The organism is Bacteroides sp. B1-V-101, assembly GCF_023656585.1.
Taxonomy (GTDB): domain Bacteria; phylum Bacteroidota; class Bacteroidia; order Bacteroidales; family Bacteroidaceae; genus Bacteroides; species Bacteroides thetaiotaomicron.
Map to the genome: position 1 here is coordinate 25,255 of NZ_JAMOKH010000033.1, position 24,142 is coordinate 49,396.

A 24,142-nucleotide genomic window follows, 5' to 3' on the forward strand; every position below is an offset into this window, starting at 1 on the left:
TTACTATTTGGGTAATGAAACAGGTTCCCATTGAGGTTCGACATCGATTGTCAGGTCATTCTCGTTCACACTGTAGTCTTTGGCTGTTTTGCCCGTACCGTCGTTGAATTTCCAGTAAGCGATTAATCCTTCAGAGTCGGGTTCTACCGTGTAGAAGTGGTTTGTCGCTTGAATTTCTTCGGCTGTAAGTGCGCGATTCCAGATTCTGACTTCAGAAACGGCTCCGTCGAAGAAGCGATTTTTATCATATGAATAACCTATCCAGAAGCAACGTGGCTTTCCACCGGATTCATCCGAGTGTTTAGCGCCAAGACTAATTGAATTTAATGATACTTTATCTGATAACTTTTCTATGCCGTTAATATATGCTTTGATGTTACCTTTATCGAATGTGACGGCCAGATGATACCATTGGTTACTTTCAAACTGAAGATCGGTATTGGTCAGGTTATCTTTGGATGTGGCAATTTGAAGCTGGTTAGAGGGAACGCCTGCATCTCCAAGACGGAGCAGATAGTTGCCTTCTATTCCCATTAATGTGTTTAATTGGTTAGGGAATGAGGTCGCTTTAAAGAGTATTTCCATCGTGTTTTGGGTCAGGTTGTTAAAGATCGTCCCATCTTTCCAGTCCGGATATGCGCGGTTCTTGCTGATATTGCACACTACATTGATCAGCGATGCTCCACGGAATACGTAATAGTAGTTTTTGGCACTTTGTAACACTCCGATTCCTTCAACTGACTTGATCGTTACAGGAAGTACATAGGTTGTGTTGAGGTCTAATTCGCCTGTATTAATAAATTCAATAGGTAATTCGGGACTGATCATACTACCAGATTTAATGGTAGTGACAGATTCGGGCATTGAATAGTGCTCTGCAGGCAAAAGGATGGCTGCCTCGTCGTAATATGCCGATTGATAAGTCGGTAATAATTCGGGAGCCGGTTCCATAGTCACTTTAATATCATGTTCCTCGGGTTTGGCAATGGCTACCGTAAGATTATATTTTACACTGGTGTCTCCTGATTTAAAGAATGTTTCCTGAGTGAAACTCGATCCGGAAATGAAGACCTTGTTATCATAGTGTTGCTCGTTCTCGTCAGCATTCTCGCAGCTGGCAAAAAACATTGAGAAACCGGCAAGAGTTGCGATCATTAATTTATTTAGTTTCATAAGGTAGATTTATTTAACAGTTGGACTCAATATATTAATAGCTTCTCTGATATTAGGATAAATCTTGGTAATATTGAAGTAATCCTGTTCGGCAGCATCAATCGAGATTCCTGCTTTGGTATAGTCCGGGGTTTTAACTATTGCCCATTGTGCAGCTCCTATAATAGCGGACGAATCGTCGCTGAATTTGCCATTAAGCGCTCCCGTATTAGTGAGATAAGGCGTCGTTGTACCCATTACGAAACGATCGGTTGGGACATCTTTTACTAATGCCATAAGTGTGAGGTAAGACATTTCAGATTGATTCTTAGCGCTATGTGCATTGATAATGATGTATTTGCAATCTGAAAGAAGGTCTTTACTTATAATATTTTGGGGAGCCCCTTTGAATATAAGTGTTTTATTGACATTTGCTTTTTTCCAGTTGATAATCGCATCAAAGAATGCTGCCTGACGTGCCGTTTCAGCAACTATACCTTCTTCATTAAGTACGTTAAGGTCGAAGCCGGTAAAGTTTACAATGATTCCATCTGTTCCCAATGCATCAGCTGCGGTGATTCTTTTAGCCACTTCGCTTTTGCAATACTCGATGAAGCGTGTTGCATTATCAACAGTTTCCGAACCTTCTTCTTCAGCATCGGTGTTGGCGGCTGTATTGGCTTCTTCTTCAAGAATGGCTTTCCATGCGCTTTCTATAGCATCGAAATCTGCCAGACCTAAAACTTTGGTACCTAATTCGCGTACTTCTTTCATCTCGGATATATTCACTTCATTTACTTCCATTATGTTGTTCAGGCAAATGTAGTCAATACTGTCCGGCATGTCGGTAAGATGCTGGCTACGTGAACTTGGCATACTGCTGACATTATCTATTGAAGCTATCACAACTTGATGTTCCGATGTTTTATAATCATTGAGTGATTTAACATATTGGGCATATAACTCCGGATTTTGCTCTTCGATAGATGGAATATGTATATTCAGGCTTTCCGGGTCCGTCCAGTCAGAACATGAAAAGAGTATCATGGAGCATGCTGGTATGACAGACAGGATATGTTTAAAAATATTTCTCATATATATTATCGTTTTAATGATTCATTTATAATGCTCTATTGCAAGTATATTACTTCTAGAGTTTAATTGTTAGGCTTACATGCCCACCATACGTCTGTAGCCATATTGTCCGCTTTCTTCAGATAATTGTCTACAGCATATTGTACATTTGCTGTATTATCTGTATATTCAGCAGATGGATAGGGCATACGGCGTGCTCCTCTTTTGCTATCCACAATACCACCGCTTAAATTGCCGGCATCTGTAGCAGGTATTAGTTTGGGATATCCCGTCCGACGATAATCCGCCCACGCTTCGTTACCTAGCATCCAATTAGCAATCCATTTTTGAGTGATGATACGTTCTTGTTTTGCTTCATCAGTTGCCGATTCATCCCATTTAACGGTGATAGTTGAAACTTTTGAGTTGTAAGTGTTGACTCCGGCAGGATCAATATAAGTAGTAGGGGTACTACTATCGTCATTCAAATATGCATCTACGTTGCCAGCTCCCCATTGCTCAAATGAGAGGCGTATACCTTGATTATAGAAAGCTCCGGCTTCTCCTCCCATGTCAAACTTGAAAATGGCTTTTCCTTCTGCTCTTAAGAAAGCAACTTCAGCAGCATTCATCCAAAGAATAGGGTCGGATGCCGAGATCTTTATCTTGGAATAGTTGATGAAATAGTCTTTCGCTTTCTCAAGATTGATACCACGGCGGAGGCCTACGTATTCTTGATCTTCCCATTTGGAATTTTCAAAATAAGCGGCACGGCGTTCGTCTTTGTAACCATTCATGTAACAAATGATGTCTGCTGCCACATGACTATCTCCACCACTTGTTTCTTCGTTATAGCGAACTGCTGTATATAACGGATTGGGAATTGTACCGAAATAGTTCCATTTTGCATTATCTGCATTGGATTCAATGACACCTATTTCATGTTTTACGGCACTCTCTGCCATTTCTTTAGCTTTTGTAGGATTGGCATAGGCAATACGAATAGCCAAACGTAACTTTAAAGAGTTAGCGAGTTTAATCCATTTTTCTACGTTTCCACTGTACACATAATCAGCTGAGGCAACCAGGGCTGAACTTCTGTTTTCGGTCAATATTCCTATTGCGTGGTCCAATTCTTCGAAAAATTTGTCGTAAACTTCTTTTTGTGGATCGTAAGGTATGGTTATTTTTCCGTCTGCCCCGATCTTTGAATATGGAATAGGGCCATAAGTATCTGTCACACGACTCATAGCTGCTACTTTTATAACCTCTGCAATGGCATAGGGAACCGGATTATTGGTCGTTTCTGATACACTTTTTACAGTGCTTAAATTGCTATATAATACAGGAATAACTTTGTCACTCTTCAAAAATACACGTGTCCAGTCATCCGTTGCATTAAAATTGGAAATGGTAAATGCCCAGGCACTTTTAGAATCAGCGAAGTATCCTCCCAGCGGACCTCCCATCAAACAATCCGTAAACTGTGCTGTATTGACATCCGAAGAAACAACACAACCTGCCAGATTACTCATTGCCGAACCTAAAGCATAATCATCAGGAACTAAACTACCCGGTTGATATGGGTTTGAATTTATATCCATGTACTGACTGGTGCATGATATGAAAGACATAGTCAATGCTCCTAAAACCAGTTTATTTATAATCTTATTTTTCATATGAATGCATTGTTTAGAATTTGAAACTTAAGCTAAAACCGATATTACGTAAAGAAGGCATCATAAAGTAATCTATTCCCTGATAGAAATTGTCAGTAGAAGCGATGCTTTCCGGATCGAACGGAGCTTTGTTGTAGATCATCCAAAGGTTACGTCCAATAACAGATACTTTGATGTCACAGATGTTGCGAAGCATCTTTCTTGGGAACGTATAACCTAAAGAAACCTCCTGCAGACGAACATTGGTAGCAGAATAAGTGTAATATTGAGGAACAGAAGTTCCGCCACCGATTATTCCATACCATGTTTCCGGGTTTATACGGTCATTGTTGTTGATAGATACGTAACCTTGATCTCTGGCATCGGCAGTTGCTTCCGAAACACCATAATAGTCTAGCATTGCTTGTGTACGTGAGAATACGACACCACCTAAACGGGCAGAAACTAAGAAGCCTGCATTGAAATTGTTCCAATTGAAGTTATTGCGCCAAGCCAAATTACCTTTAGGTAATACGCTGCCTAGTTTAATGTATTTATTGGGATCTTTGATGGTTTCTGTTGTCATCTTACCCTCTTGGTCTACATAAATCTTATTATTGCTGTCCCGTTTCAAGTCTATCAGCGAATATAAGTCTCCCATGCTTCCACCTTCTTTCAATAAGAAGCGAGCTTCACCTAAACCACCCATATTGAGTGTGGTGATGGAGAAACTTTCTCCTGTGATGGGATTGATCGCGTCACTGGCCAACGTTAAGATTTTGTTTCTGTTCATTGAGAATGTCACTCCTGTATCCCATGTGAATTTATTCCATGTATTCTTGAATCCTAAAGAAAGTTCAAGTCCTTGGTTGCGTACTGCACCTGTTTGAATATACATCGCTGACCAACCACTGACAGGTAACTGTGGGTTAAATGTCTGGTTCATAGTTTTAGCGTTGTAGTATGTAATGTCCAAATCAAAATTCTTCAGGAAACGCATCGTTAATCCGACTTCGAAGGATTGAGTTCTTTCCGGTTTCAAGTTGTACAAAGGATATTTGGTCATGATGCTCCATTGAGCAGAGTTAGCTGTCCATTCGTAGCGGGGGTTAGCAAGGTATCTTCCAAATGCACTACCTACAGATGCCCAAGAACCACGGAGTTTCATATATGACAAGTAATCTTTATTCAGATTTGGCATTAACTCGGAAAGAACCACAGAGGCACCAACTGACGGATAGAAAAACGATTTACTTTTTGAGTTGGGACCTGCCAACTGAGATGGCCAGTCATTACGTCCGGTCAAAGTTAAATAATAAGTACTCTTGTATCCTAATTCAGCTGAAGCAAATATGGATTGAGTTTGTTCTCTCCAGCCTTCCTGCATACGTTCTGTTTTGCTTGCGCTAAGGTTTTGAATTGCGAAGAAGTTAGTTAACCCGACTGTTTCGCCCTTAAAAGGATCACTTCCGTCAGCTATCGGACCACGAACCTTCATAGCATCAGAACGGATATCTGAAATAGAACCACCAAGGTTTGCCTGCAATGAAATAGTTTCACCAAACATCTTATTGATATTCACCAAGAAGTCTGCATATAATTGTTTGTCATTCGTTTTGGTAATGCCATACAATCCACGAGTTGATTTTTCAGTCAACTGAGTATTAGTAGAAGCATAGAACTTTTCTGTATAATCATTATTTGAATTATCCAGACGAACGCGACCTGAAACATTTAACCAGTCCAATACCTGATAACTTAAACTTGCATTCAGCATATAGCGGTCTTTTTTGTTTTCCCGCAGGTTACGATAATTTACCCAATATGGGTTTTGCATTGTCATCGCTTCATCACCTACCGGCCAGTATTGGGTATAAATCTTGCGAGCCGGATCATAACGCTCGTACATGCTGATATCTTCCCAGTCATTGCCACGTGGAAACAGGTAAGCGCCTACCAATGGGTTATTATATGTACCTTGGTTCGTCATGTTTCTATCGTTTTGCAGGATATAACTTGCTCCAAAATCCAACGTCATTTTGTCATCCAAGAAGGAAGTGGTATTTCGAACGGTAAAGTTGTAACGGTTATATTTATTATTGGGAACAATACCTTTTGAATTTACGGCAGCTGCCGATGCGTATGTTTGATTTTTCTCTGTTCCGGCAGAGAATGAAACACTTTCTGTGGCAATTACACCTGTCTGAAAATAATCATTTTGCGGATCATAGCCATAATAGTTGGCATCCGTCAGTTTCCGTCCCCAGCTTCGGGCACCAGATACGCTTTGCATACCTTCCATTCCTGTGCCATAACTGTTTTGGAAACGTGGCATAACGAAAGGAGACGTAAATTCAGTGTTTGAATTGACTGTTATATTTACACGTCCTTCTTTTCCTTTTTTAGTAGTGATTACAATGGCACCGTTAGCTGCTTCCGAACCATACAAAGCTGCAGCGGCTGCACCTGTAAGAACTGACATTGACTCGATATCTTCTGGATTGATATCTGCAATAGGTTCACTTGCACCGCGTGAATCAAATTCCGTACCTCCGCTCTTTGTGGAACGACCTGAGAAAATGGGCACACCGTCTATCACATACAAAGCATTGGATGATTGCATAATGGATTTTGTACCACGCATCACTACTTTCGATACACCGCCTACACCGGATGAAGATGCGTTGATATTGACACCTGCTACTTTTCCGCTTAAGGAGTTGACGAAGTTGGCATCTTTGTTGGACGTTATTTCATCTGTGTTTACTTGTTGTACATTATAGCTCAAGGCTTTTTCTGAGCGCTTGATACCTAAAGCCGTTACAACAACTTCGTCAATTACCTGAGTGTCATCATGCAGGGTAACATTAATGGCTGACTGACCTTTTAATGGAATTTCCTGTGTTTTATAACCGACATATGAATAAACTATGATTGGGTTAGCACTTTTAGTCACTACTTTATAGTTACCGTCCAAATCTGTAATTGCACCGTCAGTTGTTCCTTTTACCAGGACGCTGACTCCGATGAGTGCTTCCCCTTTAGAGTCTAGAACCTGACCGGTGATAATTTGTTCTTTTCCGCTTTGTTGCTGGACTGCGCTGACTGTTTCTTTTTCTGACAAATAAATAATATTGTCCTCTATTTTGTAAGAGACATTTTTGTTCTTCAGAAGTGTATTCAATACTTGTTCTAAAGAAGCGTCTTTCACTTTCAATGGTTCAACTGTAACAGTTGATAATTTGTCATTGTAAAAGAACTGATACTTTGATTGTGATTGGATTTGTTTGATTACAGTTCCTAAAGTTGTGCGGGGAGTAGACAATGTCAATTGTGCTGCTGCCCATTGTACAGGAACTGCTATCAGCATAAGAATCAATAAAGCCCGAAATAATTTCGATCTTCGAAGCGAATATTTGCTTTCCATACATCTAATTTAATGGTTATACATTTTATTAAATTCACAAAGAAGAGTGTCGACTTTCCTCTCCTTTGATTAATAAAACAACACTAATATAATAAACACTTACTCTGGTTCTTCTTTTTTTCAAAGAAAAATAAATTAAGTCAAGCTTCTTGTGCGTTTGTCTGTTATCGGTTGAAAGGGATTTAGTCTTTTTATCCGGTTTTACTTAGGTTTTGCCACTTTTCTATCTCTAATATGTCGAACTGGTTTATTCTTGTTTTTAATGTGTAACTAATAAGTTTTTCACTACTACAGACTTGAATTAATAAATCCACCCCTGCTACAAAATATTGTAGCGAGAGTGGACTTTTGTTCGAGAGTTATTTATAACTCTTTGTTGTTTACATTTGTCGGATGATTACTGTTCCTTAGAAAAAGAATAAGGCATATCCTCTTCTTTGGTTCCTCTGTTCAGATTCGGTCGATTACTCATGTCTACTTTGATAGTACCTCCCTTGAACAAATCTTCATGACGCAGATAGTTCTTGGTATGACCAGCACCGTTGAAGCTCATGGAATCAATATAGAAATTCTCTTTGCTGTTATTGGGTGCGTCGATAACAAGACTATTGCCGTTCTCGAAGTGAAGAGTAGCCTTTTTGAACAGAGGAGCTCCCATCACATATTCGTCCGTTCCCGGGCAAACAGGGTAGAAACCCAGCGCAGAGAACACATACCAGGCAGAAGTCTGTCCGTTGTCTTCGTCTCCGCAGTAACCGTCCGGTCCGGGCGTGTACATTCTGTCCATTACCTGACGCAACCAATATTGAGCCTTCCACGGTTGTCCCGCATAGTCATAGAGGTAGATCATGTGCTGGATCGGCTGATTGCCATGTGCATAGTTGCCCATATTCATCACTGTCATTTCACGAATTTCGTGAATCACTTGTCCGTAATAGCTGTCATCAAAAATGGGCGGTACGGCAAATACAGAATCCATCATGGTAACAAACATCTCTTTCCCGCCCATCAGGTCAATAAGTCCCTGCGGATCGTGGAAGACAGACCAGGTATAATGCCAGCTGTTTCCTTCCGTAAAGGCATCTCCCCATTTCAGTGGTGAGAAAGGAGACTGGAATGTACCGTCTTCGTTGCGACCACGCATTAGCTTGGATTCTTTATCGAAAAGATTCTTGTAATTCATGGCACGTTTGGCAAACAGGTTGATTTCTTTCTTGGGACGTTTCAGTTCCTTTGCCAACCGGTAGATACACCAGTCATCGTATGCATATTCCAGAGTACGGGCGGCGTTCTCGTTGATTTTCACATCGTAGGGTACGTATCCCAGTTTATTATAGTACTCGTATCCCAATCGTCCGGTAGAAGAAACCTCCGGATGCACATTCTCCGTTCCGTGAATCAGTCCTTCATACAGCGTCTTGATATCATCGACTTTTACTCCCTTCATATAGGCGTCTACCAGGATCGATGCGGAGTTATTTCCAACCATGCAACCTCTGTGTCCCGGACTTGCCCATTCGGGAAAGAAACCGCTTTCAAGGTATGTATTGATCAACCCTTCCTGCATCTCCTTGTTAACCGACGGGTACATCAGATTCAACAGCGGGAAGAGGCAGCGGAATGTATCCCAGAAGCCGGTATCGGTAAACATATATCCCGGAAGTACCTGTCCGTTATACGGACTGTAATGAATAGGCTGACCGTTCGCATCCAGCTCATAGAACTTGCGCGGGAAAAGCAGTGAACGATACAGACAGGAGTAGAATGTACGGTACTGATCCAGATTGCCGCCTTCTACTTCTATTTTGCCCAGCACCTGATTCCAGGCATCTTTTCCTTTTTGGGCGAGTTGTTCTATGTTATCTTTGCCCAGTTCGTTCATATTGGCGGCAGCCTGCTCAAAGCTGATGAAAGAAGAGGCGATGCGTGCATTCACCTGCTCTCCTTTGCGGGTTTTGAATCCGATGATCGCTCCGGCATGGTCGGTTGTCTGTTCCGCTACGTTCTCTTGCAGATTTCCGTTCTCTACCGTAGCCTTATAGGTGAAAGGCTTGTCGAACTCGATGATAAAGTAGTTCTTGAAGTTTTCAGGAACACCACCGCTGTTGCGTGTCGTATAACCGATTATCTTATTCTCTTCCGGAATAATTTTGATGTAAGAACCTTTGTCGAAGGCATCTACGACCACATAAGAATGATCATTCTCCGGGAATGTGAAACGGAAAAGTACGGCACGTTCCGTCGGTGTCATTTCAGTGACTATATCGTGTTCTGCCAGGTATACTTTGTAGTAGTAAGGAGTTGCCACTTCCCCTTTATGTGCAAACCAGCTTGCCCGTTTCTCTTCGTCAAACACCGGTTGGCCCACTATTGGCATTATCGAGAACTGACCATAATCATTGATCCATGGACTGGGCTGGTGTGTCTGTTTGAATCCGCGGATTTTGTTGGCGGTATAGGTATATTGCCATCCGTCTCCCATTTTGCCTGTCTGTGGAGTCCAGAAGTTCATACCCCAGGGACGGGCAATAGCCGGATAGGTATTACCTGTTGATAACTCAAAAGTAGACTGGGAACCCATCAGTGGATTGACATACTGCGTCCAGTCTTTGGCTTGGGACAATAGCGTACAACTAAGTACACAAGCTATCAATAAGAGTCTTTTCATGATAAGTAATGGTTTTTATATGATTATTGAGAAGAGTTGTTACTTCCCCATTGTGTAGGATGGTCAGTCATTTTGATCTCCATGATTCCGCCTGCTACAATGTCCTGATGTCCGAAGAATGGCGTGTCCAGAGGTTTGCCGTTCAGTAATACGCTTTCGATGTACTTGTTGCTTTTGGAGTTGTTCTTCACCACGATGCTAAATGTCTTTTCACCGGGGAGATTGATTACAGCCTTGTCGAAAGCCGGACGTCCGATAGAATACACCGGTTTGCCCGGGCATACCTGATAGAATCCCATCGAGTTGAGTATATACCATGCCGACATCTGTCCGCAGTCTTCATTGCCGGACAGCCCGTCTACATTGTTGGCATACTGGCTCCGGTAGACACTGTCCACTAATTCCTGCGTTCTCCACGGACGATTCACATAGTTGTACAGATGAATCACGTGATGACTCGGCTCATTGCCATGTGCATACTGACCGATTAGTCCGCTGATATCTGCCGAGGTGGTTTCTCCGTCCAGACTCGAATCGACTGTAAACAGCGAATCCAGCTTTTCTACAAAAGCGTCCTCGCCTCCCATCAGTTTCACAAGTCCTTCCACATCGTGCGGAACAAACCAGGTCCATTGCCAAGCGGTTCCTTCGCAATAGTCATCGCTACGGTGAGTGGAGGCACGCGGGTTGAACGGGGTGCGCCATTCGCCATTCGAATCCAGTCCGCGCATGAAGCGGGTCGATTTGTCGAAATAGAACTCATAGGCTTTAGCGAAACGTTCATACTTTGCTTTGTTTTCGAAGTCGTTCATCGCTTCGGCAAAGATGGAGATACACCAGTCGTCGTAGGCATATTCCAGCGCTTTGGCTACAGATTCATTTTCGCGGTCGCAGGGGATGTAGCCGATAGCGTTTTTATAATACTTCGCTTTGGGCATCAGATGCGGCAGCACCAGATCGGGGCATTTGATGCCTGTCGTGTCATATTCGGCTGCGCGCAGACTGGCTTTGTATGCTTCGTGAGCATCAAAATTGCGGTAACCTTTCATATAGGCATCCACAATAACGGGGACCGCATGATATCCGATCATCGTTCCAGTGTAGTTGGAAGCCAGATCCCACATCGGGTATATTCCGCCTTCCTGATGTTTCCTGATCAGTGAATTGATGAACTGATTGTTCAGATTCGGGTCGATGATCGTCATCAGCGGGTGCAGTGCACGGAACGTATCCCACAGGGAGAAGACAGTATACAGCGGATTAATGGTATCTCCCTGATGTACTTCGAGATCCATGCCGAGATAGCGTCCGTCCGCATCCGTAAACAGGTTCGGGCTGATAGCCGTATGATACAGAGCGGTATAGAAAATGGTTTTATCTTCTTTATCGGAAGTGGTGATGTCTATTTTAGACAGATAATTATTCCAGGCAGTGCGGGCATCTTTTCGTACCTTGTCGAAGTCCCATTCGGGAATTTCGGATTCCACATTCTTGCGTGCGCCGGCGATATCGACGGCGGATACACCCACTTTTACCAGTACTTCTTCGTCTTTCTTTGTATTAAAGTGCAGTACGGCTTTGCATACTGGCAGGCGCTTGCCGTTGTCCATCGTGACAGAGTCGGTGATGAGGGTATATGCGAACGGTTTGGAGAACTTGGCGTAGAAGTTAATATACTGGTCGAAAGCCCAGTAAGTCGTCTTCTTGTGTCCGCAGATTTCCGTGTCGCTGATTACTTCGATTTCCATCTCGTAGTTGGTCTGCCGTTGCAGGCTGTAGTCCAGATCGATGATAAATCCGGATTCTGTGCTTTCGGGGAAAGTGTAGCGGTGGATGGCGCCGCGTTTGGTAGCCGTGATCTCTGCTTTTACCTGATAAGTGTCGAGGAAGACGGAGTAATATCCGGGTTCCGCTGTCTCATTCTCGTGCGAGAAAGCAGAGGCGTAAGCCAGTTTCTGGCTTTCCGGATCTGTTGTCAGATACTGCGGCTTGCCGACAGTCGGCATCAGTAATACGTCTCCGTAGTCACAACAGCCTGTACCGCTGACGTGGGTATGCGAAAAACCGTTGATCGTGTTGTCGTCGTAATAATAACCGGAGCAAGCGTCCCAGCCGTCGATCCGGGTGTCCGGACTGGGCTGGATCATACCGTGTGGAACTACGGCTCCGGGGAAAGTATGTCCATGTCCGCCGGTGCCTATGAAAGGATTGACATAAGCACTATAATCTTTTACACTGGGGGACTCTGTGCAGGAGTTGAGCATTATAAAGCCTCCGAAACATCCTATCAGAAGTGTCTTTAATTTCATGTCGTTTATTAGTTTAAGTTTAACACAGGACTCATTTCTTATCTGAAGAGATAAAGATATTGTTTCCTACGATTTTATATTCAATAGGTATGGAATTCTGCAAGGATTTCAATACCGATTCGATGGTTGATTTTTTCTTCAATACACCCGAATATGTTTTGTCCGACCGAATGTCAGGAGACAGAATGATCTTCACGTCGTAGAAGCGTTCCAGTGCCTTGGTGATGGTAAATATGTTTGCTTTATTGAATGGTATCAGATTGTCACGCCATACAGCATCCAGTTTCGCGTCGACCTGTTTCACCGTCAGTCGTCCGCTGTTTCTGTTCAGTTCGGCACGCTGACCGGGGGCGAGGACAATTTGTCCTTCGTCCTTGTTGCCTTTCACTTCGATTTCTCCTTCGATCAAGGTTGCTTCCGCTATCCGGCAACGTTTGTCGCATTTGAAGTTGAAAGTGGTTCCCAGTACACGTACGCGCATAGCGTCACTTTCTACCGTGAATGGTTTATGGCGGTTCTTGGTCACTTCGAAATAGGCTTCTCCGTCCAGATACACATTACGTTCTTTTTCGGAGAATTCGCGCGGGTACTTCAGCGTGGCGGCATTGTTCAGCCAGACTTTCGTCCCATCCGGCAAGACAACTTCCTTCACGATGCCTTCATTGGCAACGGCTACCAGCATCTGATGCTCCGGCCGGTTGTAGAACCAATATCCAGCTCCTCCGCCCATTAGTAAAGCAACGGCAAGGATGGCCGCATATTTCATCCAGCGATGCATATGCAGTACTTTATCTTTCTTCTTTTTCTCTTGCGACAGTTGTTTATAAAGCCTTTTTTCCGCATTAGCCATTCTCTGTTCATCGGCATAATGGTCGAATTTACCCAGATGATAAATTTCTTCCATGCGGAACAACTGGCGGGCATTTTCGTCCGATTCGCTGATCCAGGCATTCACCTCGATCAGCTCTTCTTCAGAACACTGACCTGTCAGATATTTGTTTATTATTTCTTCGCTCAGATTTCTCATTTTCTTTTCCTTCATATAAGTAATACAATTGAAACCCCAAAAACACTTATCTTTAATCCAATAAAAATAAGAGGAGAATGAACCAAAGATGTCCGAGACGATTTCGCAGGAACTTCAATGCCTTATACATATGTGCCTCTACCGTGCGGAGTGAAACCCCCAGTACATCGGCTATCTCCTTATTTTTCATGTCGTGCAGATAGCTGAGCTTGAAAACTTCTTTGCACTTGTCCGGAAGCTCATTGATCGCATCGTGAATCTCTTTTCGCAATTCCCGGTCTTCGATCTTGCGGATCACTTCGTTGTTGTCCGGCTGATAAAACTCTGCACGCCTCCGGTTTATCTCTTCCATGGCGGCGCAATAGCCATCTTCTACATTACGATGTTTCAATACGTTAAGGGCACGTGTATAGACAGCACGATAGAGGAAAGCCTGAATCTGCTCTCCTATCTCTATGCTGTCTTTTCGTTTCCAAAGCTCTACGAACACGTCCTGCACTACATCCTCCGCCTCTTCTTCTCCTACCAGTCGGGTGGCATAGAATAGCAGGCTGGGGTAGTACCTGCGGAATAGAGCTTTGTAGGTTAAGTCGAAGTTTTCATTCATTTTTCCGATAGATTAGTTTAGGTGGACCTACTGGGTCTGTTCTTCAAATTCGACTTCCACTAAGGGAGTATTCCCCATTTCAAATTCGACGGTGGCACCGCTCATAATCTGTTCATGGGTAAGGTAGGTCTTATCGTACGGTTGACCGTCTACTTTGATAGATTGAATGTAAATATTCTCTTTGCTCACTTTGGGAGCAAGAACTGTAAATGTCTTTCCGTTAGCCAGATGCAACTTCATCTCCGGGAACAGGGGAGTACCTATTTCATACTTTCCGCTGACCGGATTGACCGGATAGAATCCCATCGCGCTGAATACGTACCAGGCAGACATTTGTCCGCAGTCTTCGTTTCCACAAAGACCGGCAGGCTCGTTCTTGTAAAGCTCGTTCATTACTTTGGCAACGTATTTCTGTGTCAGGTTCTGTTGTCCTACGGCATTGAAAAGATAGATTACGTGATGGCTCGGCTCATTGCCGTGAGCATATTGCCCGATCATTCCCGTGCTGAAGATGGGAAGTTCTTCGTCGTCTGCCGGATGATAGGTAAACATGCTGTCCAGTTTCTCTGCAAAGCGGCTTGTGCCTCCTGTGAGATCAATCAGACCGTCTATGTCATGCTGCACGGACCAGAAGTATTGCCAGCCGTTGCTTTCGCAGATATGCGGAGTATATTCGTCGGCTTTGAAGTCTTTGATAAAGTTTCCTTTATCGTCACGCGGCTGCATGAACGAAGTGGCCGGGTTGTAAACATTCTTGTAGTTCTGGGAACGTTTGTAGAATTCGTCCGCTATCTCTTTCTTGCCCATCTTGTTCGCCATCTCAGCAATGCAGTAATCGTCAAATGCATATTCCAATGTTTTGGACAGTGACCAATTTTCGGCGTTGTAATGATCTGTCACATTGTAAGGAATATAGCCTAATTGCTTGTATAGCCCGATGCCCCGGTAGTTATCCAAGTTGGCGGTAGCTACGCAGGCGGCCAGTGCTTTCTCCGCATCAAAGTTGCCTATACCTTTCAGATAAGCGTCTACAATCACGGGAACGGCATGATAGCCGATCATCATATCGGTTTCACTCCCGTAGAAGTTCCATACGGGCAGGCGTCCGTTCTGTTCAAAGAAGGCGATGAAGGATTTTACCATGTCGTTGACACGTTCCGGTTCGGTATATGTGAAAAGGGGATGGGCGGCACGGTAGGTATCCCAAAGGGAGAAAGTGCTGTAATTCACCCAGCCGTCACTCTGATGTACTTTTTTGTCGGGACCGTAATAGGCTCCGTCTACGTCACTGTAAATCGTAGGTGCGATCATCGAGTGGTACAGAGCTGTATAAAAGTTTACTTTATCGTCTTGATTGTCACCCTCGACTTCGATCTTTCCCAGTTGGCGGTTCCAGTTTGCTTTTGTTTCTGCCAGATACTTGTCGAAGTCATTTTCGGGCACTTCGGCTTGCAGGTTCTTGGCTGCGCCTTCCATGCTGACGCCGGAAATGGCGGTATTGACGAGAATCTGTTCTCCTTCTTCGGTATGGAAGTCAAAACGTGCGATGACAGCCGTACCGATGTGTTGCTTGTCTTTGATAATGGCAGTCGTATCCAGTTTCACCTTGTCGAAAGGCTTGGAGAAGCGGGTGCGGAAGTAGATTCGCTGGTCGCGTGCCCAGCCATCGGAGTAACGGTATCCTTGAATCGTTACAGAGTCCACTACCTCGATGTGCGAATCGTTCGTGAAGTCCCAGTTCATGGCTTTCTTCAGATTCAGGAAGATGGCGGCTTCGGCTTTGGGGAAGGTGTATCGCTGGATGCCACAACGTTCGGTTGCGGTCAGTTCCACGTTGATATGGTAGTCTTTCAGACGTACTTGATAGTAGCCTGCATAGGCGCTCTCTTCATCGTGAGAAAACTTGGAGTAGATGCCCAGCGGCGCTTCTGCCTCTTTGTAGGGCAGTGTGACCGGCATAAAAGAGATGTCGTACAGGTCGCCTGCACCTGTTCCCGAAAGGTGGGTATGGCTGAAGCCGGCGATTGTGCTGTCCGGATAAAAATAGCCGGATATGCGGTCCCATCCCGGAAGTCCGTTATCCGGGCTGAGCTGCACCATGCCGAAGGGGGCTTGTGCGCCGGGATAAGTGTTTCCTGTGAAATCGGTGCCAATAAAAGGATTTACATACGATGTGTAATCAATTTCAGCTTGTGTCTGTTTGGCGTTGCAGGATGCAAAAATACAAACGATTAGAAGTAGGTAAATAGGTGTTTTCATCGGTGTACGGGTATTGGTGATTACTTATTTTATTATTTGAAGGATAAGAAAAATAATTAATCTGTTTACAAAGGTAGGAAAAAGTTGTGATAATTGAGTTTATATCACGAATATTTTTGGCAGGAGGCCGGTTGGTTGCAGATGGCGCCGGAGTTTTCCGGTGTCGGGAGGTGTCCTCATCGGTGCCGGAATTAGAAATAAAAAACCGTGTCTTAAAGTGCGGGTGACTTTAAGACACGGTTCTTATATTGGATGTATATTACTGCTTTCTTAGATACCTGCGAGTTCCAGTACTTTTTCGATAGCGGCATTCAGTCCGTCTGTATTCTTGCCTCCGGCAGTAGCGAAGTGAGGTTGACCGCCTCCGCCGCCTTGAATCAGTTTGGCTGCCTCTTTCACCAGGTTGCCTGCTTTCAAGCCACCGGCCACCAGATTGTCGCTCAGCATGACGGTCAGCATAGGTTTGCCATGGTCGAGGCTTCCGGCCACAAAGAACAAGTTTTCTGTGATTTCGCCGCGAAGCTGGAAAGCGATATTCTTCACCACTTCCGCCGGCAACGGAGCACAGAACTTGATTACCTTGATACCGTGAATTTCCTGTATATTCTTCAGCAGTCTTTCTTTCAGCGAGGCTTCTTTCTCTTTCATGTAGTCTTCTACCTGCTTTTTCAGTCCTGCATTTTCCTCAATATACTTGCGGATGGCAATACCCAGGTCGGGTGCGTTGTTGAAGAGTGATTTCAATTCACTGATCGTATCCTGAATGGTATCCAGCATTTCTTCCACACGGGCTCCCGTATATGCTTCGATACGGCGTACACCGGCTGCAACAGAACTTTCGGAAATGATCTTTACCATACCGATATTTCCGGTTGCGGCTACGTGGATACCTCCACAGAATTCGATAGAAGAACCGAACTGGATCACACGTACTCTTTCACCGTACTTTTCGCCGAAGAGGGCGATAGCTCCCAGCTCTTTCGCTTCCTCGATAGGAATGTTGCGGTATTCCTTCAAAGGGATGTTGGCGCGAATCTTGGCATTCACCAGGTGTTCTACCTGGCGGATTTCTTCGTCGGTCACCTTCTGGAAGTGAGAGAAGTCGAAACGTAGTGAATCCGGTGTTACTAACGAACCTTTCTGTTCGATGTGCTCGCCCAGTACTTCACGCAGGGCAGAGTCCAGCAGGTGAGTTGCCGAGTGATTGGCTGCGCAGGCTGCCCGTTTGTCGGTGTCTACACAAGCCATCATCGGAGCTTCCGGATGTTCCGGCAACTTTTTGGTAATATGTATCGGTAGATTGTTCTCTTTCTTGGTGTCGATCACTTCGATGGTCTCGAATTCGCTGACCAATACACCAGTGTCGCCTACCTGACCACCACTTTCTGCATAGAACGGAGTACAGTCAAGTACGATCTGATACAGTGTCTGGTTTTTCTGCTTGATCTGACGATAGCGGAGAATAGACGCTTCGTATTCAGTATAGTCGTAACCTACGAATTCGGTTGTTCCTTCTCTCAGAGTCACCCAGTCACCGGTTTCGATGGCGGCAGCGTTACGTGCACGCTGTTTCTGCTGTTGCATTTCTGCGTTGAACTCTTCGATGTTGACTGTCATTCCGTTTTCACGAAGAATCAGTTCTGTCAGGTCTAACGGGAAACCGAAAGTATCATATAAGGTAAAGGCATCTTTACCGCTGATTTCTGTCTTTCCGGCAGCCTTTGTATCTTCCATTGTCTTATCCAGCAGACGGATACCTGTTTCCAGCGTGCGAAGGAAGGCTTCTTCTTCTTCCTTGATTACTTTTTCGATCAGACCTTTCTGTGCGATCAGTTCCGGATAAGCGTCTCCCATGTTATCGATCAACACCGGAAGCAGCTTGTACATGAATGACTGTTTCTGTCCGAGGAAAGTATATCCGTAGCGAACGGCGCGGCGGAGGATACGGCGGATTACATAACCTGCCTTGGCATTGGAAGGCAGCTGACCGTCCGTAATGGAGAAAGCAATCGTACGGATGTGGTCAGCGATTACACGCATGGCGATGTCCTGCTGTTTGTCTTTTCCGTACTCTGTGCCTGACATTGCTGCAATCGCTTTCAGCATCGGCTGGAATACGTCTGTATCGTAGTTGGAAGTCTTGCCCTGCAAAGCCATACAGAGGCGTTCGAATCCCATACCTGTATCGATAACCTTTGCAGGAAGTGGTTCGAGGCTGCCGTCAGCTTTACGGTTATATTGCATGAACACAAGGTTCCATATTTCAATCACTTGGGGATGATCGTGGTTGACGAGATCACGGCCGGAGATTTTGGCACGTTCTTCTGCCGGACGGAGGTCGATGTGGATTTCCGAACAAGGTCCGCAAGGGCCTGTATCACCCATTTCCCAGAAGTTGTCGTGCTTGTTGCCGTTGATGATGTGATCTTTCGGCAGATACTGTTCCCAGTAAGAAGCGGCTTCGTCGTCACGACTCAGTCCTTCTTCGGGGCTTCCTTCGAATACGGTGGCGTACAGGTGTTCCGGATTCAGTTTCAATACTTCTACCAGATATTCCCATGCCCAGTTGATGGCTTCTTTCTTGAAGTAGTCACCGAATGACCAGTTGCCCAGCATTTCGAACATGGTGTGGTGGTACGTGTCGTGTCCCACTTCTTCCAGGTCATTATGCTTTCCGCTTACACGCAGACATTTCTGAGAGTCCGCGACTCTGTGGTATTTGGCCGGGTGGTTACCCAAAATAATATCTTTAAACTGGTTCATCCCTGCGTTGGTAAACATCAGGGTAGGGTCATCTTTTATCACCATCGGAGCCGAGGGAACAATGTGGTGTCCTTTCGACTCAAAGAAATTCTTGAATGAATCTCTGATCTCTTTTGCAGTCAACATATTCTTCTATATATCTATTGTTGAGGTTAATATTCTCAAAAAACTGTGCAAAGATAGCTTGTTTTTATTACTTTTGCCGTATTAACAAGCGAAATATTTCCAAAAAGATGCGCAAAGTTTACTACATCTACAATCCAAGGACGCAGACTTATGACCGAATTTACCCTACCGTACGGCAGCGTGCGCTTAGCATTCTGCGCCGGCTTTTTATCGGTATGGGACTTGGAGCCGGATGCTTCATCGTCTTGCTTCTGGTGTTCGGATCGCCTTCGGAGAAGGAGCTGCGAATCGAAAATAGCCGTCTTTTGGCGCAATATAATGTACTTTCCCGCCGTCTGGATGATGCGATGGGGGTGCTGCAGGATATTCAGCAGCGTGACGATAACCTGTATCGGGTGATTCTGCAAGCTGATCCTGTTTCGCCGGCTATCCGTCAGGCAGGTTTTGGAGGAACGAACCGGTATGAGGAGCTGATGGATCTGGCAAACTCCAAGCTAGTGGTAAATACGACCCAAAAGCTGGATGTACTGTCCAAACAACTCTATATCCAGTCCAAGTCTTTCGATGACGTGGTGGATATGTGCAAGAATCACGATGAAATGCTGAAGTGTATTCCGGCCATCCAGCCTATCTCCAATAAAGACCTTCGCAAGACTGCTTCCGGATACGGAACACGTATTGATCCGATTTACGGTACGACGAAGTTCCATTCGGGAATGGACTTCTCCGCTCATCCGGGAACGGATGTCTATGCGACCGGTGACGGTACAGTGGTAAAAGTAGGATGGGAAACCGGATATGGCAATACGATTGAGATTGACCATGGCTTCGGTTATCTGACTCGGTACGCTCACTTACAGAGCTATAACACGAAAGTCGGGAAAAAGGTAGTACGTGGCGAGGTGATTGGAAAAGTGGGAAGTACAGGTAAGAGTACCGGTCCTCATCTTCACTATGAGGTATATGTGAAGGGAAAGGTTGTGAATCCTGTCAACTATTACTTCATGGACTTGAGCGCGGAAGATTATGAGAAGATGATTCAATTGGCTGCCAATCACGGTAAAGTGTTTGATTAATCTCTTTAAACAATGATTTCTATGCTGAATACGGACAAAGAACTAAAATTATATTACTCCATAGCCGAAGTGGCCGATATGTTTGGAGTCAACGCATCCTTGCTTCGTTTTTGGGAGAAGGAGTTCCCTCAGATTTCTCCCAGGACGACGGGACGGGGGATACGTCAGTATCGTAAGGAGGATGTAGAAACGATTGGTCTGATCTATCATCTGGTGAAGGAGAAAGGTCTGACGCTTCCCGGTGCCCGTCAACGGTTGAAGGATAACAAGGAAGCTACGGTTCGCAATTACGAAATTGTGAACCGTCTGAAAGGTATTAAGGAAGAGCTTCTGGCTATCAAGAAAGAACTGGACGGACGATAAATTATTCCTCCATCCGGTTCACCTGTTTGATGTTTTGAATCTTCTTCAGATTATTGCAGATTGTTTTTACATCTTCCACATCGTGTACCCATAGCTGAATCTTTCCTTCGAATATCCCGTCATTTGTTTCAATGGCAAGTTTACGGATATTCACGTTGAGCTGTCTGGAGATGACCTGAGTCACTTCGTTTAGAAGTCCCATACTGTCTATACCTCTTAAATAGATATATACGAGGAAAGAAAGTTCTTTGTGAGTATCCCATTCGGTCGCTAATATACGGTTGCCATAGCTGCTTTTCAGCTTGGCGGCAACAGGGCATTGGCGTTTATGAATAATAATGCGGTCGTTTTCATCAACGTAACCCAAAACATCATCACCGGGAATCGGATGACAACATTCGGCCATGATGTATTTCTTTTGCAGACTTTCTTCGGTCAGTTTAAGAATCTCTTTCGGATTGATCTTTTCTTTTTCCTGCGGTTCTTTTTCTTCCGGTTTTTCCTTGTTGCTGTTCCCGAAGGAGAACGTCAGGTATTTCTTCCAGTTGCTGGTTTGCTTTTCTCTCAGCTCGTTTTTGTCCGCTTCTCCCAAAGTAATGGCTTTACTGCCGATGGCGGCCAGTAACTCTTCTTCATTCTTGAAGTTGTGAAACTTACGCAACTTCTCGATGACAGCTTCTTCCGGACGTATTTCTTCCTTCTTTAGAAACTCGCTGAGTAACTCTTCGCCAATTTTCTGATTCGCCTTCCGTTCTTTGCGAAGAATCGCCGCGATTTTGGCACGGGCACGGGCGGTCGTTGCGAATACTTCCCATTGCGGTTGTACACGTTGGGATTTGGAAGTTAATATTTCAACCTGATCACCACTTTGCAGTTTATGGCTTAGCGGCACTAGTTTATGATTGACTTTGGCGCCGATACAATGGCTACCGATATCTGTGTGCAGTGAGAAGGCAAAATCCAGCGCCGTAGAGTTCTGCGGCATTGTCTTTAACTCTCCCTTCGGAGTGAACACAAAGATTTCGGAAGCAAACAGGTTCAGTTTGATCGTATCCAGAAAATCTATCGCATCCGGTTGCGGATCATCCAGTATCTCTTTAATGGTTTTCAGCCATTTCTCCAGTTCACCTTCGTCTTCGCTGCCTCCTCCTTCTTTATATTTCCAGTGGGCGGCAAAGCCTTGTTCTGCAACATCGTTCATCCGTTCGCTGCGAATCTGTACTTCAATCCATTGTCCGTTGTTTCCCATCAGGGTGACGTGCAATGCCTGGTAACCATTCGCCTTCGGATGGCTTACCCAGTCGCGCAGGCGGTCGGGATGAGGCTTGTATATCTTGGAAATGGAGACATAGATGTCGAAACAGTCGTTGAGCTCTTCTTCCACGTTGCGTGGTTCGAAGATGATGCGGACAGCGAGCAAGTCATAAATCTCCTCGAACGGGACGTGCTTGGTCTGCATCTTGTTCCAGATGGAGTAGATCGATTTCACACGTGCCAGAATCCGGTATTTCAGCCCCATCTTGTCCAGCTGAGTGCGGATCGGAGCTGTGAAGTCGTTGAATACTTTGTCGCGTTCGGCGGTGGTAGCATTCAGCTTTTCTTCTATTTCGGCATATTCTTCGGGGTGTTCATATTTGAAGCTGAGGTTTTCAAGCTCTGTTTTTATCTTGTACAGACCTAGGCGGTTGGCTAACGGGGCATAGATGTAGAGAGTTTCTCCTGCTATCTTGTATTGCTTGTTGGGCAGCATGGAACCCAGCGTGCGCATATTGTGCAAGCGGTCGGCTATTTTGATCAGGATAACCCGGATATCGTTCGACATGGTGAGCAGTAACTTCTTGAAGTTCTCTGCCTGTGCCGAAGCGCGGTCGCCGAAGATCCCTCCGGAGATTTTGGTCAATCCGTCTACAATCTGGGCAATCTTCGGTCCAAAGATATTTTCGATGTCTTCTACCGTGTAATCAGTGTCTTCCACTACGTCGTGCAGCAGTGCCGCACAGATAGAAGTAGAACCAAGACCAATTTCGTTACATACTATCTGTGCAACGGCAATCGGGTGCATGATATAAGGTTCGCCAGATCGGCGTTTGATTCCTTTGTGTGCCTGATTAGCGAAGTTGAAAGCTTTCGTGATGATTTCAACTCGTTTGCGATGTTTAGTATGGAGATAATCATTCAGAAGTTCCTGGAACGCCTGATTGATCATCTCTTCATCTGCTATTTCTTTGGGGGTTATATTATCCATATTCGTTATCCTTTCATTCGCTTATTTTTGCAAAAATAAGCAAATTTCCGAATGAAGCAAGCGGGAAGTCATTTATTTGTAGATTTTCAATTGTTTTCCTGCTGCGATTCTGGTGTTCGACATACCGTTCCACTGCTGTATATCTTTGACACGTACACCTAGCTTTTCGGCAATCGATGAAAGAGTGTCTCCACTTTTTATCTTATAATAAGTCAATTTTCCTTTACCGGCAACAGCACTTGTCTGTCTGCGGGTGGTTGGAGTTACTTCTTTCACGGCAACGGTTTTGCGGTTGCGGAATAGCTCGTCGGCACGATGTGCGTAGATCGTATCTTGCTTGTCAATAAACGTACTGATGGCGCCTTGTGGTAAACGTAATGTACAAGGTTTGGTCGTGCCGGGAATCACTTGTTTCTTGTATTGGGGATTCAGGCTCTTCACTTCCTCCAGCGGAACATTGCAAAGTTCGGCAATCTGCTCGAAATGAAGGTTTTTAGTGACTTGCACCGTATCTGTGCTTGCCGGAATGTTTGTTTCCATCGGACAGATGTTGTGGTCACAATAGTATGTCATCACATAGTTGGCTGCGATGAAAGCAGGTACGTATCCGCGTGTCTCTTTCGGCAGCAGGTTATAGATTTTCCAGTAATCCGTTTCGCCTCCGGCGCGGCGGATTGCCTTGTTGATAGTACCTGGGCCGCAGTTATAGGCTGCGATAACCAGATTCCAGTCTCCATAAATATCGTACATCTCTTTCAGATAACGGGCGGCAGCCCAGGTCGCTTTGATCGGGTCGCGGCGTTCGTCTATCAGACTATTGGATTCAAGACCGTAAATCTTTCCTGTTCCAATCATGAATTGCCACAGTCCCGAGGCACCGGCACGTGACACAGCTGAAGGATTCAGTGCAGATTCGATAATCGGCAGGTACTTCAGTTCCAGAGGAAGTCCGTAAGCGTCCAGTGCTTCTTCAAAAATAGGCATATAGAAATTGCAGGCGCTCAGCATGAATGAAACCTGATTGCGCAGGCGACCCGCGTACATATCGATGAATTTGCGTACAATGTCATTATAAGGCATCTCCATGACAGCCGGAATACGTGAAAGGCGGTCAATGTAGACAGAATCACTGAATAAAGGATTCACTTCCGCCGTACTGCAATCTTTGCCTAAATCAATATAGTTTTTAGCTTTCCAGTCGTTCAGCAGACTGTCGAGCGGGTAAGTCATACTCTTTGGAAGATCGATGCTTTCTTTGCGTTCGGTTCCGTTTTCACGAATAACTACATCTACACTTTGAGCTTTTACCTGTGTGGTTGCCAACAGGAAAAGGAAAATAATCGAACAATAGTTTTCTAATTTCTTCATGCTTTAATTATAAGTTCAAT

At 44.7% G+C, this 24,142-nt stretch carries 14 protein-coding genes; 2 read left to right on the forward strand and 12 right to left on the reverse strand.

Annotated elements, in window-relative coordinates; all coding sequences use genetic code 11:
• Window positions 1-3: 3 nt before the first annotated feature.
• The 10 genes from NBH01_RS19875 to alaS form a co-directional block, all read right to left on the reverse strand.
• Entirely contained in the window at window positions 4-1,173 is a 1,170-nt protein-coding gene (locus NBH01_RS19875; RefSeq protein ID WP_225679755.1) for a DUF1735 and LamG domain-containing protein, read from the reverse strand.
• Window positions 1,174-1,182: 9 nt separating this feature from the next.
• Window positions 1,183-2,247: a glycoside hydrolase family 18 gene (locus NBH01_RS19880; RefSeq protein WP_225679757.1), complete on the reverse strand. Its 1,065-nt coding sequence runs from the start codon at window positions 2,245-2,247 to the stop codon at window positions 1,183-1,185.
• A 62-nt stretch (window positions 2,248-2,309) separates the two neighbouring features.
• Window positions 2,310-3,905 (reverse strand): RagB/SusD family nutrient uptake outer membrane protein, encoded by a 1,596-nt coding sequence (locus tag NBH01_RS19885; protein WP_225679760.1) that lies wholly within the window; start codon window positions 3,903-3,905, stop codon window positions 2,310-2,312.
• Window positions 3,906-3,918: 13 nt separating this feature from the next.
• Window positions 3,919-7,311, reverse strand: coding sequence for a TonB-dependent receptor (locus NBH01_RS19890; RefSeq protein ID WP_250700235.1), 3,393 nt, complete (start codon window positions 7,309-7,311; stop codon window positions 3,919-3,921).
• 397 nt (window positions 7,312-7,708) lie between these two features.
• The gene (locus tag NBH01_RS19895) at window positions 7,709-9,979 is read right to left on the reverse strand and encodes a GH92 family glycosyl hydrolase (protein WP_225679764.1); all 2,271 of its coding nucleotides are present in this window, start codon (window positions 9,977-9,979) and stop codon (window positions 7,709-7,711) included.
• Window positions 9,980-10,002: 23 nt separating this feature from the next.
• Window positions 10,003-12,288: a GH92 family glycosyl hydrolase gene (locus NBH01_RS19900; RefSeq protein WP_225679767.1), complete on the reverse strand. Its 2,286-nt coding sequence runs from the start codon at window positions 12,286-12,288 to the stop codon at window positions 10,003-10,005.
• A gap of 31 nt (window positions 12,289-12,319) precedes the next feature.
• On the reverse strand, window positions 12,320-13,330 hold the full coding sequence (locus NBH01_RS19905) for a FecR family protein (protein ID WP_225679769.1): 1,011 nt from the start codon (window positions 13,328-13,330) through the stop codon (window positions 12,320-12,322).
• A 37-nt stretch (window positions 13,331-13,367) separates the two neighbouring features.
• Window positions 13,368-13,922: an RNA polymerase sigma-70 factor gene (locus NBH01_RS19910; protein ID WP_195591639.1), complete on the reverse strand. Its 555-nt coding sequence runs from the start codon at window positions 13,920-13,922 to the stop codon at window positions 13,368-13,370.
• A 27-nt stretch (window positions 13,923-13,949) separates the two neighbouring features.
• Window positions 13,950-16,181 carry a GH92 family glycosyl hydrolase gene (locus NBH01_RS19915; RefSeq protein ID WP_225679771.1) on the reverse strand — a complete coding sequence of 744 codons (2,232 nt, stop codon included), beginning with the start codon at window positions 16,179-16,181 and terminating at the stop codon, window positions 13,950-13,952.
• Between the two features lie 270 nt (window positions 16,182-16,451).
• Window positions 16,452-19,070 (reverse strand): alanine--tRNA ligase, encoded by a 2,619-nt coding sequence (gene alaS / locus NBH01_RS19920; protein WP_225679773.1) that lies wholly within the window; start codon window positions 19,068-19,070, stop codon window positions 16,452-16,454.
• Window positions 19,071-19,177: 107 nt separating this feature from the next.
• Here alaS and NBH01_RS19925 point away from each other — a divergent pair, with 107 nt between their 5' ends.
• Complete coding sequence (locus NBH01_RS19925) at window positions 19,178-20,146, forward strand: M23 family metallopeptidase (RefSeq protein WP_061474349.1); 969 nt, start codon at window positions 19,178-19,180, stop codon at window positions 20,144-20,146.
• Window positions 20,147-20,167: 21 nt separating this feature from the next.
• On the forward strand, window positions 20,168-20,509 hold the full coding sequence (locus NBH01_RS19930) for a MerR family transcriptional regulator (RefSeq protein ID WP_008760912.1): 342 nt from the start codon (window positions 20,168-20,170) through the stop codon (window positions 20,507-20,509).
• A gap of 1 nt (window position 20,510) precedes the next feature.
• On the opposite strand, the gene NBH01_RS19935 is transcribed toward NBH01_RS19930, so the two are convergent.
• Window positions 20,511-22,754, reverse strand: coding sequence for a RelA/SpoT family protein (locus tag NBH01_RS19935; protein ID WP_250700236.1), 2,244 nt, complete (start codon window positions 22,752-22,754; stop codon window positions 20,511-20,513).
• Between the two features lie 72 nt (window positions 22,755-22,826).
• Complete coding sequence (locus tag NBH01_RS19940) at window positions 22,827-24,122, reverse strand: lytic transglycosylase domain-containing protein (RefSeq protein ID WP_008764235.1); 1,296 nt, start codon at window positions 24,120-24,122, stop codon at window positions 22,827-22,829.
• Window positions 24,123-24,142: the final 20 nt, after the last annotated feature.

Bases quoted from the DNA above. Each gene is read 5' to 3' on its own strand.
- NBH01_RS19875 (WP_225679755.1), bottom strand. From the start codon at position 1,173: ATGAAACTAAATAAATTAATGATCGCAACTCTTGCCGGTTTCTCAATG.
- NBH01_RS19880 (WP_225679757.1), bottom strand. From the start codon at position 2,247: ATGAGAAATATTTTTAAACATATCCTGTCTGTCATACCAGCATGCTCC.
- NBH01_RS19885 (WP_225679760.1), bottom strand. From the start codon at position 3,905: ATGAAAAATAAGATTATAAATAAACTGGTTTTAGGAGCATTGACTATG.
- NBH01_RS19890 (WP_250700235.1), bottom strand. From the start codon at position 7,311: ATGGAAAGCAAATATTCGCTTCGAAGATCGAAATTATTTCGGGCTTTA.
- NBH01_RS19895 (WP_225679764.1), bottom strand. From the start codon at position 9,979: ATGAAAAGACTCTTATTGATAGCTTGTGTACTTAGTTGTACGCTATTG.
- NBH01_RS19900 (WP_225679767.1), bottom strand. From the start codon at position 12,288: ATGAAATTAAAGACACTTCTGATAGGATGTTTCGGAGGCTTTATAATG.
- NBH01_RS19905 (WP_225679769.1), bottom strand. From the start codon at position 13,330: ATGAAGGAAAAGAAAATGAGAAATCTGAGCGAAGAAATAATAAACAAA.
- NBH01_RS19910 (WP_195591639.1), bottom strand. From the start codon at position 13,922: ATGAATGAAAACTTCGACTTAACCTACAAAGCTCTATTCCGCAGGTAC.
- NBH01_RS19915 (WP_225679771.1), bottom strand. From the start codon at position 16,181: ATGAAAACACCTATTTACCTACTTCTAATCGTTTGTATTTTTGCATCC.
- alaS (WP_225679773.1), bottom strand. From the start codon at position 19,070: ATGTTGACTGCAAAAGAGATCAGAGATTCATTCAAGAATTTCTTTGAG.
- NBH01_RS19925 (WP_061474349.1), top strand. From the start codon at position 19,178: ATGCGCAAAGTTTACTACATCTACAATCCAAGGACGCAGACTTATGAC.
- NBH01_RS19930 (WP_008760912.1), top strand. From the start codon at position 20,168: ATGCTGAATACGGACAAAGAACTAAAATTATATTACTCCATAGCCGAA.
- NBH01_RS19935 (WP_250700236.1), bottom strand. From the start codon at position 22,754: ATGGATAATATAACCCCCAAAGAAATAGCAGATGAAGAGATGATCAAT.
- NBH01_RS19940 (WP_008764235.1), bottom strand. From the start codon at position 24,122: ATGAAGAAATTAGAAAACTATTGTTCGATTATTTTCCTTTTCCTGTTG.